The sequence below is a fragment of the Salinivibrio socompensis S35 genome (assembly GCF_000513715.1).
GTDB lineage: Bacteria > Pseudomonadota > Gammaproteobacteria > Enterobacterales > Vibrionaceae > Salinivibrio > Salinivibrio socompensis.
Genome location: NZ_AQOD01000069.1, coordinates 1 through 15,087, shown reverse-complemented (window position 1 = coordinate 15,087; position 15,087 = coordinate 1). Strand labels below are relative to the sequence as shown.

Genomic DNA, 15,087 nt, shown 5'->3' with positions numbered 1-15,087 from the left:
TGTCTGATTATTGATTTTGGTGAAACCATTTGATCATATGACAAGGTGTGCATCTACCTTAAATTGATGATTTTTATCTAAATCATCAGGGGATTCCTCAGCACTTAGTGCGTGTAGCTCCGATTGATTAAACGTTTCCTAGCAGCAATAGGTGGCAACAATAGTGAGCCAGTTTGTTGTTCCCTAAATAGCGATGAAACAGAAGACAGGCTAATCAGCGTACCTATCCCTCAATTCGTTATGGTTAGCTTTGCAAAAATTTTTTTCGAGCGTATTGAAATCTATTGGCGCGACCCTATATAGGTAATGAGGCGATGCCATTGGGTCGCCGGGGGCTTGTCCGCAACGGAAAGCCGTTAAATTGAATTTTATAACAGCCTGACGGTTGCCGGCAAAAAAGCCGAACGAAACCAGAACACTAAGTTCTTATACCAAGGCATTGCTGAACGAGACTTCGAACGCAAGTTCCACCTCGACGATCATATTAAAGTGATGGGGGCGGAAATGGAAAACGGTATGCTGCATATTGATTTAGTGCGTGAGGTGCCTGAAGAAGAAAAACCTCGCCGTATCGAAATTGGTGGTAGCCGTATGCTAGAAAATGCGAAATAAGTGTCATTGCTGCATTAAGTACCACAGTTATATTTAAGTCAATTAGCCAATCGTGACGTGACAAAGAGGGCAGCCAACGCTGCCCTTTTTAATGAGTGTTGGCATGGATTAAATCTGTAAGAAATGCGTCTGTGGTTTGCCAGCCTCTTAGGCTGTTTCGGTCCTTCTTGGGCTGACAAGTCCTGATGGATGTTTCACGTGGAACAGTGCTACAAGAGCTCGGTAAGTGTTCCACGTGAAACAGTGTTAGCCTTCTTGGTAGGCTCGGACGACTTCTTCGCCAATAACCTCTATGCCTCTTTGCATGGTATCGTCGTCTTGGACGTAGTTCATGCGAATACATTGTCTCGCATGAGGCCAATCTTTACTTTCAACACCAATAAAGAAATATTCGCCTGGCACTACAAGCACACCACGGGCTTTTAGTCGTTGGTACAGTGTTTGGGTAGAAATGGGTAAGTCCTTAAACCACAACCATAAGAATATTGCTCCTTCGGGTTTATGTACTCGAACCCGATCATCATTAATGGTGTCTAGAACTATCTCTAAAGTCCGTTGCGACTTTCGCTGGTAGAAGGGGCGAACCACATCTTTGCTCAATCGTAATAGATCGCCTCGCTCTATCATTGCTAATGCCATTGCTGGGCCAACGCTGTTGGGGGATAGGCTGACAATGCCGTTGATGTTCGACATTGCCTGAATGACTGACTCATTAGCGATCACTATGCCACAGCGTACGCCCGGCAAACCGAGCTTACTAAGGCTAGAGCAAAGGATAGTGTTGTCGTTCCAAAAGGGGGCAACCTCTTCAAAGATAATATCAGGGAAGGGTGTGCCGTAGGCGTTATCGATAATTAACGGAATGTTGTTGTCCCGCGCAAGCTTATCGAGCTGCTGAATCTCACTATCTGTCAGTACATTACCGGTTGGGTTCGTTGGTCGAGAGGCACAGATAGCACCAATGCTGTCATCAATGGTTAAGCGGCTAAAGTCGACATGATATTTGAATTGCCGGTTATCTAACAGTTCAACATCAGGACGATAGCTGACAAATATATCGTCGTTGATCCCTGCATCGCCATAACCAATGTACTCAGGGGCCAGAGGGAGCAAGATTTTCTTGTGGCTCCCATCTGAATAACGTCCTGCTAATAGGTTGAACAGATAAAAGAATGCACTTTGGCTACCATTGGTCAGCATGATGTTTTTGCTGGAAAGTTGCCAGCCGTAGGTTTTATTAAGCAGCTCTGCGAGAGCATTGAGTAGCGTGGATTTTCCTTGGGGGCCATCATAGTTCGCCATTGAGTGAACGAGGCTACCATCATCGAGCATCGATTGGCTCAGTGTCTTAAAGTATTCGAGCATTTCCGGGATTGCCGCTGGATTGCCGCCTCCGAGCATAATGGCATCTCGGTTACGTAAACCCTCATTAAGATCGTCCATTAATTGGGTGATACCCGAATGATGCGCGAGTTTTTCGCCAAAGTGAGTGACTTCCATGATTACTGCCTTTAAGGTTCTGCTTCGTTGTTGTGGTTAAGTTGCAATCAACATACAACAATTCTTTGGGAAAAAGAAAGCGTTGCTAGGGGGTTATCTAATACTCATTACGTAGGGCTGTTGACAAGGGTTGTTACGTTATCGGTACACTTTTGCTTAGATAGTGAATGGAAAAATGTACTGAGTGCAAAGCGTCCATCGTGTTTTCAAACCTAATGTTCCACGTGAAACATACTTAAGTAAGGCGCAGTAGAGTGTAGAGTAAGGAGAAGAGAAACAGGCTTCTGATCTGGCTGTACTGAGTGGTTATACGGTGACGTCACTGGGTCATAAAATGGGGTTATTAAAAAGCCCGTCAGTGCGGGGCTGGGTGACGCATTCTATTTGTTTACTTTTGCAGTACCGAGATATCTGCCACATTTAGGAACTGCTCCCGGATAAGGTGAAGCATCGCGAGGCGGTTGGCTTTTAGTGCTGGGTCATCGGCCATGACCATTACGTTATCAAAGAAGGTATCTACAGGCGCTCGTAATTTTGCTAGCTCTGTTAATGCACTTTGATAGTCACTATCAGCAAACATCGGCGTGACGACGGCCACTTTTGCTTCTACCGCTGCTGCTAGAGCTTTTTCCGCGTCTTCTTGCAGCAAACTGCTATCGATCGTACCGGGTAATTCGCCCTCGAATTTGGCCAGGATGTTACCGACACGCTTATTCGCGGCGGCGAGTGCTTCCGCTTCTTCCAAACTGCGGAAGTGGGATACGGCTTTCACGCGGCTATCGAAATCGGCTGGCTTGGTTGGCCGGCGGGCTAACACTGCTTGGATAATATCCACGCTATAGCCCATATCTTGATACCAGCTACGGAATCGGCCCAGCATAAAGTCTAAAACATTCGCTTCGACGTCTTTTTGAGTCAGACGATCATCGTACTGGGCTTTGGCGTCGTGAATAAGATCGACTAAATCGAGCTGGTAGCCATTCTCAACAATGATACGTAGTACCCCAAGAGCCGCCCGGCGAAGGGCAAACGGGTCGCTGCCTTTCGGCGCCTGACCAATACCGAAAATACCCACGATGCTATCCATCTTGTCGGCCATGGCGACGGCTGACGATACCGGTGTAGTGGGTAGCTTGTCGCCGGCAAAGCGCGGCCAGTACTGCTCATTAAGTGCAAGGGCAACGGCTTCTGGCTCGCCATCATGGCGTGCGTAGTGCATACCCATCACACCTTGGGTTTCAGTGAACTCAAAGACCATAGAGGTCATCAGATCACACTTGGCTAGCTGTCCTGCACGTTCTGTATGCGCTTTGTCGGCGCCAATACGGTCGGCAATTTGGCTGGCTAAGGCGGTGATGCGATCGGTTTTATCTTTGATGGTACCTAACTGCTTTTGGAAGACCGCGCTATCAAGCTCTGGTAAGCGATCAATTAGTGGGCGTTTACGGTCGGTATTAAAGAAAAATTCGGCATCGGCGAGGCGAGGGCGCACGACTTTTTCGTTCCCTGAGATCACTTGGGTAGGATCTTTCGATTCAATGTTAGAAACAAAGATAAACTTGGGTAGCAGCTCGCCATTCGTATCATAGACTGGGAAGTACTTTTGGTCGCCTTTCATGGTATATACCAAGGCTTCAGACGGGACGTTGAGGTATTTGTTCTCAAAAGAGGCCGTCAGTACCACGGGCCATTCTACCAGAGAAGTCACTTCCTCTACTAAGTCATCGTCAAGCTCGGCCACCCCACCCACGGCATCAGAGGCTGCTTTGGCGTCTTTAATAATCAGGGCTTTACGCTTTTCATAATCGGCCATGACCTTGCCTTCACGCTCAAGACGCTCAGGGTATTGGTCTGCATTGTCCAGGGTTAAACTCGGCTCACCCATGAAGCGGTGACCACGAATCACACGATCGGACGCAACGCCCAAAATCGTACCTTCGATCAAGCGGTCCCCGAATAGCATGACCAAGGTTTTTACTGGGCGAATAAACTGAGTGTCTTTGTCACCCCAGCGCATGGGTTTAGGAATAGGCAGCTTGCTTAGCGCGTGATCGGCCAGTACGGGCAGAAGGGTGTCGATCGCTTGGCCGGGTACATGTTGACGATAAAGTAACCATTCACCTTTATCGGTTTTTAAGCGTTCAGCCTCGCTCACATCAATACCATTACCGCGCGCCCAACCCATGGCAGCTTTAGTCGGATTACCGTCAGTGTCAAAGGCGGCGCTCACTGCGGGCCCGCGCTTTTCTACCACCTTGTCGGGTTGACGATCGTTTAAGGCGGTGACTTTTAATGCCAAGCGGCGAGGCGATGCATACCAAGTAATACCTTGGTGACTGAGATCTGCTTCTTTTAGTTGCGCTTCAAACTGATTTGCGAAGGCCTCTGCCAAAGTACGTAATGCTGTGGGTGGTAATTCTTCTGTACCTAGCTCTATCAGGAAATTTTGCGTTGCCATGATGCTCCCTTATTGAGTGTGGCGGCACATGGGGAAGCCCAGTGCTTCGCGAGATGCGTAGTACGCTTCGGCGACACGTTTGGTCAGTGTTCGAATGCGCAGAATATAGCGTTGGCGTTCGGTTACTGAAATAGCTTTACGCGCATCCAGCAGGTTGAACGCGTGGCCAGCCTTTAGGATCTGCTCATAGGCAGGCAAGGGGAGCGGCTGCTCGAGATCCAATAGCTTAGTACTTTCGGCCTCGCACTGATCAAAGTAGCGGAACAGAAAATCAACATCAGCATGTTCAAAGTTGTAGGTCGACTGCTCCACCTCGTTTTGATGGAAGATATCGCCGTAGGTCACTTTGCCAAACGGGCCATCGGTCCAGATTAAGTCATAGACAGAGTCGACTTCTTGGATGTACATGGCCAGGCGCTCGATACCATAAGTGATTTCGCCAGTAACGGGTTTACATTCAAGACCACCCACTTGCTGGAAGTAGGTAAACTGGGTAATTTCCATTCCGTTGAGCCACACTTCCCAGCCTAAACCCCACGCACCCAGTGTTGGGTTTTCCCAGTTATCTTCGACAAAGCGGATGTCGTGAACTTCGGGATCAATACCAAGCACACGCAGAGAGCCTAAATAGAGCTCCTGAATATTGTCGGGCGATGGTTTAAGAATGGTTTGAAATTGGTAATAGTGCTGCAAACGGTTTGGGTTCTCACCATAGCGACCATCGGTAGGACGACGAGAAGGTTGAACGTAAGCAGCTGCGATCGGTTCTGGCCCAAGTGCACGCAAGCATGTCATAGGGTGGGAGGTTCCCGCCCCCACTTCCATGTCTAGCGGCTGAACAATGGTACAGCCTTGCTGGGCCCAATAATCCTGCAGCGCGAGGATCATACCCTGAAAGGTTTTGATATCGAATTTATGCATTGTCAGGTTCGCGCGAGTTGATGAATGGAGAAAATAGCTAACAATTATAACTCGCAGCGCGCCTAAGCAGTAGGGGGCTGGCGGATTTTTGTGCGTCTTTAACAGACTTATCGATATGGCGGTGATGAGGATGAATAGACGTTGCCAAACGATTGTTCAAATCGTAAACTATCGCCGTCTTGGGGAGTAGTCGACCACTGCATAGTCAGTGGGGCAATCATCAACATAGTTGAAGCAAAATCTTCATGGTGATTGCAAGCCTGCCTTTATGGTGCTCTGGGCTTGACGAGACCAACGACAATCGCACGAACCGGGGTGGGGCGTGTGTGTTGTCGTGGTTGAATCATAATAATCCCTGCCCCAGATGAGCATTGTCATGAGCGTTCTTGCTATTTCTATTTCCACTGTTACCTTGGCGGAAATAGGGGATAAAACCCAGTTACTATCTTTGGCGTTGGCAACCCGTTTTCGTAAACCTGCAGTAATTGTGAGTGCTATCTTATTGGCCACTCTGGTTAATCATGCGATCGCCGCCTGGCTCGGTGTCGTGGCTGCAGATTTTCTGACAGATACTGTCTTACACGTTATTTTGATTCTCAGCTTTAGTGTGATGGCGGTATGGATGCTGATCCCGGATAAACTCGAGGATGAAGGCATTCATGGAAAGAGTGCGTTTTGGGCCAGTTTTACCGCTTTTTTTGTTGCTGAAATTGGGGATAAAACCCAACTAGCGACTACGGCCTTAGGGGCTCAGTTTAATGACGCGTTGTGGCTTGTGGTGATTGGCTCAACCATTGGCATGTTGCTCGCCAATGTCCCGGTCGTGCTGGCTGGCGATAAAATCCAGCGCCACGTGCCTTTGGCCGCGGTTCGTGCGCTGGCGGCAGCGATGTTTGCGGCGCTAGCGGTATTGGATACCTGGTACTTATTAAGTTAAATCGGTACCGTCATGAGTTTTAAAGGGTTGGCATTATGCCAGCCTTTTTTGATCATGAACTGAAAGGGTGGCTGATCAATTTTAGATGCCATTAAGGTGTGATCCATAAAACGACAAAAACTCGGGATATCTCTTGTGGTTGAAGGATCATCAGCGGTAACCAGCAACGTTTCGCCTGATACCATATGGCGAATGTGTTTACGCACCATCATCACAGGCTCTGGGCAGCGTAACCCAATGGCATCAAGCTGATGATCCGCACGGTCAAAAAGCGTCGTCATGTCGGTGTCCTCAAAAAATGTCGAGTTGATCATACTTACGAGGCAGAATTATTCAAATAGGGTTGTAGTTGTAAATATATTGTGTAGATTAATTAAAAAGTCGTTAACGAATGGCGGATGGCATGAGGAAAGCAAGCAGGCAACAATTTGGTTTCACTTATGGCGACCGTATATTGACCTACACAGGATTAAGCGCTCTTGCCTTTCTGGGCCTAGCGCATAGTCAGGAACACTCTCTTTTGGCGACCTTAGCCTTGTTAGTGTCTGCGCTGGGTTTATTGGTGGAAGCATTAACCACTCAGCCAACAGACTCGTCGGAAGGTTAGCTTACTCACTTAACTGCTACACTCACTCCCCAGTTTTCTTGGGCTTCCCCGCTTTCGCAGCGGGATTTTTTTGCCTGTGATTCAGGGAAAATCAGAGACGGACAAAAAGGCCAATATCTTGTTGGGTATTGGCCCTGTATTATCTCGTTAGTCTTGCTTGGTGATATCAATGACCACGCGGCCTTTTACCTCACCGTTCATGATTTTGTCGGCATACGCTGGCGTTTGGGCAAGCGCGATGGTGTGGCATGCTTGTTTAAAGTAGCTGGCTGGTAACAGTTTGGTCAGTGACTGCCATGCCGCTAGTCGCTGCGTTGTCGGGCAAGACACGGAGTCCACCCCTTGCAAGCGTACATTGCGCAAGATGAATGGCATCACGGTGCAGGAAGATCAAAACCACCCGCAAGGCCACATGCCGCGACGGTGCCACCGTACTGAATTTGAGAAAGAACATTGGCGAGCATTTGACTGCCGACCGTATCAATCGCGCCAGCCCATTGTTGTTTATCGAGTGGGCGTCCAGGTGCGCTAAATACATCGCGCGATAAAACTTCTTCAGCACCAAGCTTTTCAAGCCAAGCTTGGTTCGTTTCGCGGCGACCAGTGACCGCACTGACGCGATAACCCAATGCATGCAACAAGGTCACGGCGACAGATCCAACGCCACCACTGGCGCCCGTCACCAATACCTTGCCGTTTTCTGGTTTAACGCCTCCGTCAATCAAGGCTTGTACGCACAGCATGGCGGTCAACCCAGCGGTGCCAACCATCATTGCTTGCTGTTCAGTGAGTCCGTCTGGTAAGGGAACGAGCCAGTCACCGTTAACGCGCGCTTTTTCGGCCATTCCGCCCCAGTGTCCTTCACCGACGCCCCAGCCAGTAAGCACCACTTTATCTCCGGGCTGATAGTCAGGGTGCTGGCTGTCGGCAACGGTTCCCGCAAAATCAATACCTGGCACCATTGGAAACTGACGCACAATTTTTCCCTTGCCAGTAATGGCGAGGCCATCTTTGTAATTGAGGGAACTAAAGTCGATGTTGACGGTGACATTGCCATCAGGGAGAGCACTCTCATCTAAGGCAGTGACGTTGGCGAGGGTTTTTTTGTCGTGTTGTTCGAGGACAAGCGCGTTAAACATGGCATTCTCCCAGTTGGAATAAGTGAGCGGCCATACTAGGCCGAGCGAGTAAGCGACCACTTGCGTTACATCAATCACTATGCGATTGAACGCCGTTAGACGCAACCCAAAAAAAAGAGCGGCTGACGCCGCTCTTTAATTGTCGAAGGATAGCATTTAGACGCGTTCGAACACGGTCGCAATCCCTTGTCCTAAACCAATACACATAGTGGCCAGACCCAAGGTGGCATCTTGACGTTCCATTTGATGTAACAAGGTGGTCGAGATGCGTGCCCCTGAACAGCCTAATGGGTGACCCAGTGCAATGGCACCACCATTGAGGTTCACCTTTTCATCGACCTTATCCATCAGGCCGAGATCTTTGACGCAAGGGAGAGATTGCGCTGCAAATGCTTCGTTGAGCTCGACAAGATCAATATCATCGATGTTCAATCCAGCGCGCTTCAGTGCTTTTTTGGTAGCTGGCACAGGGCCATAACCCATAATGGATGGGTCACAGCCGGCGACGCTCATCGAACGAATACGCGCCCGGATGGGGAGTCCCAGTGATTTTGCTTTTTCTTCGCTCATCACTAGCATGGCGGATGCACCGTCTGACAGAGCTGACGATGTGCCCGCGGTGACGGTACCGGTTGCCGGATCAAAGGCGGGGCGCAGACTGGCTAGGCTTTCAACCGTGGTCTCCGGACGAATCACTTCATCATCTTCAACCAGTGTCAGTAGCCCGTTCGCATCATGTCCTTCGATTGGGGCAATCTCTTCTCTAAAACGGCCTTCTACGGTCGCAGCGTGGGCACGTGCATGAGAGCGCGCAGCAAACTCATCTTGCATTTGACGGCTAATACCGTGCATGCGACCGAGCATTTCAGCCGTTAGCCCCATCATGCCAGCTGCTTTAGCCACCGATTTAGATAGGCCAGGATGGAAGTCGACGCCATGGTTCATCGGGACGTGCCCCATATGCTCGACACCACCAATCAAAAAGGTGTCGCCATCGCCAACCATGATGGCGCGGGCCGCATCATGGAGGGCTTGCATCGACGAGCCACACAAGCGGTTCACGGTGGTCGCGCCAACGGTGTGTGGAATGCCGGCTAATAACGCGGCATTGCGCGCAATATTAAAGCCTTGCTCTAGCGTTTGCTGGACACAGCCCCAGTAAATATCTTCAATGGCGCTGCTTTCGACGGCTGGGTTACGTGCCAGTAAGGATTTCATCAAGTGCGCTGATAAATCCTCTGCGCGCACATTGCGAAAGACACCGCCCTTGGAGCGGCCCATTGGGGTACGAATACAGTCAACGATCACTACATTGTTCATTGTTCTCTCCTTAAACTTAGGCTGATTGCGTTGCGTTGACCGGGGTCATATCAAAGTAAGCCTGTTTATCGCCGGCACGACGTCTCATATCCGCTGGGACATGATATAAGGCGCCGAGGTCAGAGAATTTGTCTGCCATTGCGACATAGTTATCAACACCCAGGGTATCAACATAACGGAAAGCGCCCCCTCGGAATGGTGGGAAGCCAATGCCATATACCAAGGCGATATCTGCTTCAGCAGGAGAGGCGATAATGTTTTCTTCGAGACAACGTGCCACTTCGTTGATCATCGGCACCATCATACGAGCAATAATATCTTCATCACTGATATCTGATTGGTTGCCCTCAATCACAGGGGCAAGTAACGCGGGTACAGCGTCATCGGCTTCTTTTTTTGGTTTGCCTTTTTTGTCGACAGAATAGAGATAGAAACCTTTGCCGTTCTTTTGACCGAAACGTTCGGCCTCGAACATCACATCAATCGCATCCCGACCTGATTTACTCATGCGATCCGGAAAGCCTTCTGCCATAACGGCTTGCGCGTGGTGCGCGGTATCGATACCAACCACGTCGAGTAAGTAGGCAGGACCCATTGGCCAGCCGAACTGTTTTTCCATGATTTTATCAATGCGTTGGAAATCCACGCCGTCACGAAGAAGAAGGCTAAAGGCATGGAAATAGGGGAACAGTACACGGTTGACAAAAAACCGGGACAGTCATTGACGACGACCGGTGATTTGCCCATTTTCGCCGCATAGGCAACCACTCGGGCAATGGTCTTATCAGAGGTTTTTTCGCCTCGGATCACCTCTACCAACGGCATGCGATGGACGGGGTTAAAGAAATGCATGCCACAGAAGTTTTCTGGTCGCGTCAATGACTTGGCCAGGGTATTAATCGGGATCGTGGACGTATTCGATGCAATCACTGCATCATCGCTTACTTGCGCTTCCACTTCTTTGAGAACACTGGCTTTGACTTTAGGATTCTCCACCACCGCCTCAACAACCACATCGCTGTGTTCAATCCCGGCATAGTTTAGGCTTGGTGTGATTGATGACAGCACCTGACCCATCTTAAAGCCATCGAGACGACCGCGCTCGAGTTGCTTATTCAGTAGCTTGGTCGCCTCTTTCATACCTAAATCCAGCGACGCTTGTGCGATGTCTTTCATCATCACAGGCACGCCTTTTAGGGCGGACTGGTAGGCGATCCCCCCGCCCATAATACCCGCACCTAGAACGGCACCACGCTGGGTATCTTTCCCTTGTTTAGCGGCTTTTTTCGCCTTGCCTTTGATCACTTGATCATTCAAGAAAATACCGACTAAGGCTTGAGCAACGTCGGTTTTCGCCAGTTTGACGAAGTAGCGATTTTCGACCTTAAGAGCTTCGTCGCGTGTCATGCCTGCGGCTTCTTCAATCGCGATAACTGCTGTCATCGGGGCGGGATAGTGCTTTCCAGCTACCTGTGCAACCATACCTTTGGCCATGGTAAAGCTCATAGCGGCTTCTGTGCGGTTTAGGCTAGTGGTTGTTTTTTCTGCTGACGACGGCGCTGCCAATCAATTTTTTCACTGATGGCCTGAGTTAGCATACTGATTGCCGCGTCACGAAGGTTATCTACTTCAACCACGGCATCCACTAATCCTTCTTTGAGTGCCGCTGCGGCGCGTTTTTCTTTACCAGCGGTAATAATTTCCATCGCCGTATCGGCACCCACTAAACGCGGTAAGCGCACGGTCCCGCCGAACCCAGCATGATGCCGAGTTTGGTTTCTGGCAGACCGATGCGAGCGTCAGAGCTTGCGACCCGCAAATCGGTAGCAAGAATACACTCGCAACCGCCCCCTAGGGCATGGCCATTGACGGCACTGATAGTCGGATAGGGGAGGTCTTCTAAACGATTGAAGATTGCGTTGGCTCGCGAGACCCAATCAGAAAGCTCTTGGTCGGGCTTGGCGAACAAACCGAGAAACTCGGTGATATCGGCGCCGACAATAAAGGCCGACTTTGCCGAAGTGAGCATGAGCCCTTAACATCATCACGGCCGGCTAAGGCATCGAGTGCTTGGTCTAAGCTTTCTAGCGTCGACAGATCGAGTTTGTTGACAGAACCCTGGCTGTCCAGTGTCAGTTCTACAATGCCGTTTTCTAATGCACGAACTGAGAGGTTATCTCCTTGGTAGATCATGGTTTTTCTCCACGTTGGCAGTACCATCCTGGTTGAATAGTATTCTGGTTAGACCAGATGCGTTCTAGTGTGGATCATTGTTATAATAAATGACAACTAAAAGTTAAACGAATGTTTAAAATATGTGGTGTGGGTTGTTTTTACAACGCGAGAGTCCCTTTAGAAGAAGCGGAGATATGATAAAGTGCAGGACAGAGACTCAAGGATTATACCACGATGCCGATTACGCCTTATGCGGTTCCTGCGGAAACGGTCAAGCACGAGCTTGAAATAAAAAAAAGCCGATTCATTACCTATCTTGCCCACACTCCGGGTGAGGAAGAAGCGAAGCAGTTCATTCAATCCTTGCGAGAGGCTTATCCTGATGCACGCCATCATTGCTGGGCATTCGTCGCTGGGCGGCCAGAATCATCGGTACAATGGGGCTGTGGTGACGATGGAGAACCTGCCGGTACCGCCGGGAAGCCGATGTTAGCGCAACTGTCGGGAGCAAAAGTCGGAGAGATCTGTGCCGTGGTAGTCCGCTATTTTGGTGGGATTAAGTTGGGAACCGGAGGCTTAGTAAAAGCATACGGCAGCAGTGTGCAACAAGCGTTAAGCTTACTAACAACCCGTGAGGTTGCTGTCACGGTTCCTTACACAATAAGCTGTGAATATAGTCACATTGATACAATTGAGTTGCTGCTTAAACAGTACCATGGCGTTCAGCTTGATGCCGCGTTCAGTCATAATGTGCAGCTTGCTGTCCGTGTCGATGCGCGATTTATCGATGAGTTTCTCGATGCGCTAAAAAATCAAACCCGTGGGCAGGCGCAAGCTTTCCCTATAGAGCATGAATTATTAACGTCAGGCACCTAGCCTGCTTTACGTGTAACGACGAGACGGCAGTAAAAGGCTGTCGCCGATAAGAGGGCCACGTCAGGCTATGCAATTTCGTTCCATTACCCGCATTGTCGGACTTCTGCTGGCCCTGTTCAGCACCACTATGCTCGCCCCCGCTCTGGTGGCTTTTATATACCGTGACGGTGCGGGGCTCCCTTTTGTTCTCACATTTTTCTTACTGCTTGCGGGTGGCGGATTACTTTGGTTTCCAAACCGTGATTACCGGCATGAACTTAAAGCGCGCGATGGCTTTTTAATTGTCGTGCTGTTTTGGACGGTCATCGGGAGTGCAGGTTCGTTGCCGTTTATGCTCTCTGAACAGCCTGATTTATCGGTCAGTGAGGCGTTTTTTGAATCCTTCTCTGGGCTGACTACCACTGGGGCGACCGTGATTGTTGGGCTGGATGAGTTACCCAAAGCCATTTTGTTTTATCGTCAGCTGCTTCAATGGCTCGGCGGGATGGGGATCATCGTATTAGCGGTCGCGATATTACCTGTACTCGGTATCGGGGGGATGCAGCTTTATCGAGCAGAAATCCCTGGGCCGGTTAAAGATACTAAAATGACCCCCAGGATAGCCGAGACTGCGAAAGTCCTTTGGTACATCTACCTGACGCTGACGGTAAGCTGTGCGCTAGCTTATTGGTTGGCCGGTATGTCAGCGTTTGATGCGATTGGGCATAGCTTTTCAACCGTCGCGATTGGTGGGTTTTCTACTCATGATGCCAGTATTGGCCATTTTGACAGCACAACGATCAATCTGATTACTGTTGTTTTTCTACTCATTTCTGCATGTAACTTTTCCCTTCACTTTGCTGCCTTTGCCAATAACGGGCTTAATCTAAAGTTTTACTTACGCGATCCTGAATTTCGTGCGTTTTTGCTTATTCAGCTATTACTATGGCTGGTGGTCTTTACCATGCTCAGTGGTCACCAGGTTTATAGCAGTTCAACTGAAACCTTCACCCAAGCATTATTCCAGTCGGTCTCGATCTCAACCACCGCGGGTTATACCACGACCACATTTGCACATTGGCCGCTGTTTTTACCTGTTTTGCTCTTATTTTCATCATTTATAGGGGGATGTGCGGGGTCGACAGGGGGCGGCATGAAGGTGATTCGTATTTTACTGCTTTCACTGCAGGGAACGCGTGAGCTTAAACGCTTGGTCCATCCTCGTGCGGTTTATACGATTAAGGTGGGCAACAAAGCCTTGCGCCAACAAGTCGTCGATGCGGTGTGGGGGTTTTTCTCCGCGTATGCATTGGTCTTTGTGATCTGTATGTTAGCGTTAATCGCGACCGGCATCGAAGAGCTGACTGCCTTTTCGGCTGTTGCGGCCACCCTTAATAATCTTGGTCCGGGGCTGGGCGAAGTGGCCTCTCATTTTGGTGGCATTAATGACACAGCGAAATGGGTACTGATCTTAGCCATGCTATTTGGTCGCTTAGAAATATTCACGTTACTGGTTTTATTTACCCCCACGTTTTGGCGTAGCTAAACAGGGGAAGGAGAAGCAATGAGCGACGCGACGCAGAAAGTGCTGCTGTTACACTCAAGTCGAGAAGGGCAAACTAAGAAGATTCTGCATTATATAGAGAGTCAGCTTGGTGAACGGGCGCAGTGTGAAGTGAAAGATCTCCATCAAGCGCCAACACTCGACCTTACCCAATATGATCGGGTGTTAATTGGGGCATCGATTCGCTATGGGCATTTTAATAAAAAGCTCTATCAATTTATCGATACGCACACCGAACAACTGAATCGCGTCAAAGCAGGCTTTTTTAGTGTCAATTTAACCGCGCGTAAACCTGGTAAAGATACCGCAGAAACCAGTGCCTACAGCCGTAAGTTTCTAGAAAAGTCGCCATGGACACCTGAGTTGCATGGCGTGTTCGCGGGGGCTCTTTATTATCCGCGTTATAAATGGTTCGATCGGATGATGATTCGTTTTATTATGCATATTACCGGTGGCGAAACGGATACGAGTAAGGAAGTGGAATATACCGATTGGCAAAAAGTGAAAGCATTTACTGAACAATTTGCCCAGTTTTAGCCCGTAGTGCTGATTATTTGACCGAACGGCGGCTTTTCACAAAAAAAGTCGCTTTCTCCTCTTGCTAAGGCGATCAACTTCTCTATAATGCGCCTCCATCGACACGGCAGGCAGCGCAAGCGCTCAGCGCCATGTCGGAGTAAAAAATCAAATAAAAATAAACGCTTGACGTGAGTTTTTAAAAGATTAAGATAGCCGTCCACTTAGCGCCAAGCGCTAGGGGAGTCAAAAAGACATTTTATTTCGGCCCTTAGGGTTTAAAATAAAAGATAAAATTTCTTCTTGACTTTGATGGTAAGGTGCGTAAGATACGCAGCCCTGACCAAGTGAAGCGAAGCTTCGTACAGTCAACGCTCTTTAACAATTTGACCTATGCAATCTGTGTGGGCACTCGTTGAGAATAGACAAAAAGATTTATTCGATACACTGAGTGACCAATACGATACAACTTTTATAGTTGTT

At 49.1% G+C, this 15,087-nt stretch carries 10 protein-coding genes, 3 pseudogenes and 1 riboswitch; of the genes and pseudogenes, 6 read left to right on the top strand and 7 right to left on the bottom strand.

Annotation, left to right across the window (positions count from 1 at the left end):
* Window positions 1-372: 372 nt before the first annotated feature.
* Window positions 373-612: pseudogene (locus DZ54_RS20330) on the top strand (Hsp20 family protein); the annotation flags it as partial.
* Between the two features lie 246 nt (window positions 613-858).
* Here the strand turns inward: DZ54_RS20330 and DZ54_RS0108850 are convergent.
* From DZ54_RS0108850 to glyQ, 3 genes are all read right to left on the bottom strand, one after another.
* The gene (locus tag DZ54_RS0108850; protein ID WP_025673811.1) at window positions 859-2,112 is read right to left on the bottom strand and encodes a valine--pyruvate transaminase; all 1,254 of its coding nucleotides are present in this window, start codon (window positions 2,110-2,112) and stop codon (window positions 859-861) included.
* Window positions 2,113-2,500: 388 nt separating this feature from the next.
* Window positions 2,501-4,570, bottom strand: a complete 2,070-nt coding sequence (gene glyS, locus DZ54_RS0108845; RefSeq protein WP_025673810.1) for a glycine--tRNA ligase subunit beta — start codon at window positions 4,568-4,570, stop codon at window positions 2,501-2,503.
* 9 nt (window positions 4,571-4,579) lie between these two features.
* On the bottom strand, window positions 4,580-5,491 hold the full coding sequence (gene glyQ, locus DZ54_RS0108840) for a glycine--tRNA ligase subunit alpha (protein ID WP_025673809.1): 912 nt from the start codon (window positions 5,489-5,491) through the stop codon (window positions 4,580-4,582).
* A 174-nt stretch (window positions 5,492-5,665) separates the two neighbouring features.
* Window positions 5,666-5,841, top strand: a riboswitch (yybP-ykoY riboswitch).
* A 26-nt stretch (window positions 5,842-5,867) separates the two neighbouring features.
* Here glyQ and DZ54_RS0108835 point away from each other — a divergent pair.
* The gene (locus DZ54_RS0108835) at window positions 5,868-6,428 is read left to right on the top strand and encodes a TMEM165/GDT1 family protein (RefSeq protein ID WP_025673808.1); all 561 of its coding nucleotides are present in this window, start codon (window positions 5,868-5,870) and stop codon (window positions 6,426-6,428) included.
* Here DZ54_RS0108835 and tusA read toward each other — a convergent pair.
* The gene (gene tusA, locus DZ54_RS0108830) at window positions 6,425-6,709 is read right to left on the bottom strand and encodes a sulfurtransferase TusA (RefSeq protein WP_025673807.1); all 285 of its coding nucleotides are present in this window, start codon (window positions 6,707-6,709) and stop codon (window positions 6,425-6,427) included. The two genes, DZ54_RS0108835 and tusA, sit on opposite strands and share 4 nt — an antisense overlap.
* Window positions 6,710-6,831: 122 nt before the next feature.
* Between tusA and DZ54_RS0108825 the strand changes: the two genes are divergently transcribed.
* On the top strand, window positions 6,832-7,035 hold the full coding sequence (locus DZ54_RS0108825) for a hypothetical protein (protein ID WP_025673806.1): 204 nt from the start codon (window positions 6,832-6,834) through the stop codon (window positions 7,033-7,035).
* Between the two features lie 147 nt (window positions 7,036-7,182).
* On the opposite strand, the pseudogene acuI reads toward DZ54_RS0108825, so the two are convergent.
* From acuI to fadB, 3 genes and pseudogenes are all read right to left on the bottom strand, one after another.
* Window positions 7,183-8,174, bottom strand: a pseudogene (gene acuI, locus DZ54_RS20325) (acrylyl-CoA reductase (NADPH)).
* Between the two features lie 156 nt (window positions 8,175-8,330).
* On the bottom strand, window positions 8,331-9,494 hold the full coding sequence (gene fadA, locus DZ54_RS0108815) for an acetyl-CoA C-acyltransferase FadA (protein ID WP_025673805.1): 1,164 nt from the start codon (window positions 9,492-9,494) through the stop codon (window positions 8,331-8,333).
* A gap of 16 nt (window positions 9,495-9,510) precedes the next feature.
* A pseudogene (gene fadB, locus DZ54_RS20320) lies at window positions 9,511-11,687 on the bottom strand (fatty acid oxidation complex subunit alpha FadB).
* A 216-nt stretch (window positions 11,688-11,903) separates the two neighbouring features.
* On the opposite strand from fadB, the gene DZ54_RS0108805 reads away from it, so the two are divergent.
* From DZ54_RS0108805 to hemG, 3 genes are all read left to right on the top strand, one after another.
* A complete protein-coding gene (locus DZ54_RS0108805; RefSeq protein WP_025673804.1) occupies window positions 11,904-12,545 on the top strand; it encodes a YigZ family protein in 642 nt (213 codons plus the stop codon).
* Between the two features lie 67 nt (window positions 12,546-12,612).
* On the top strand, window positions 12,613-14,070 hold the full coding sequence (locus DZ54_RS0108800) for a TrkH family potassium uptake protein (protein WP_025673803.1): 1,458 nt from the start codon (window positions 12,613-12,615) through the stop codon (window positions 14,068-14,070).
* An 18-nt stretch (window positions 14,071-14,088) separates the two neighbouring features.
* A complete protein-coding gene (gene hemG / locus DZ54_RS0108795; RefSeq protein WP_025673802.1) occupies window positions 14,089-14,625 on the top strand; it encodes a menaquinone-dependent protoporphyrinogen IX dehydrogenase in 537 nt (178 codons plus the stop codon).
* The last annotated feature ends 462 nt before the right edge of the window (window positions 14,626-15,087 follow it).

What these genes read in the sequence shown, in the direction of transcription:
- DZ54_RS0108850 (WP_025673811.1), bottom strand. Translation starts at nt 2,112, where the DNA reads ATGGAAGTCACTCACTTTGGCGAAAAACTCGCGCATCATTCGGGTATC.
- glyS (WP_025673810.1), bottom strand. Translation starts at nt 4,570, where the DNA reads ATGGCAACGCAAAATTTCCTGATAGAGCTAGGTACAGAAGAATTACCA.
- glyQ (WP_025673809.1), bottom strand. Translation starts at nt 5,491, where the DNA reads ATGCATAAATTCGATATCAAAACCTTTCAGGGTATGATCCTCGCGCTG.
- DZ54_RS0108835 (WP_025673808.1), top strand. Translation starts at nt 5,868, where the DNA reads ATGAGCGTTCTTGCTATTTCTATTTCCACTGTTACCTTGGCGGAAATA.
- tusA (WP_025673807.1), bottom strand. Translation starts at nt 6,709, where the DNA reads ATGACGACGCTTTTTGACCGTGCGGATCATCAGCTTGATGCCATTGGG.
- DZ54_RS0108825 (WP_025673806.1), top strand. Translation starts at nt 6,832, where the DNA reads ATGAGGAAAGCAAGCAGGCAACAATTTGGTTTCACTTATGGCGACCGT.
- fadA (WP_025673805.1), bottom strand. Translation starts at nt 9,494, where the DNA reads ATGAACAATGTAGTGATCGTTGACTGTATTCGTACCCCAATGGGCCGC.
- DZ54_RS0108805 (WP_025673804.1), top strand. Translation starts at nt 11,904, where the DNA reads ATGCCGATTACGCCTTATGCGGTTCCTGCGGAAACGGTCAAGCACGAG.
- DZ54_RS0108800 (WP_025673803.1), top strand. Translation starts at nt 12,613, where the DNA reads ATGCAATTTCGTTCCATTACCCGCATTGTCGGACTTCTGCTGGCCCTG.
- hemG (WP_025673802.1), top strand. Translation starts at nt 14,089, where the DNA reads ATGAGCGACGCGACGCAGAAAGTGCTGCTGTTACACTCAAGTCGAGAA.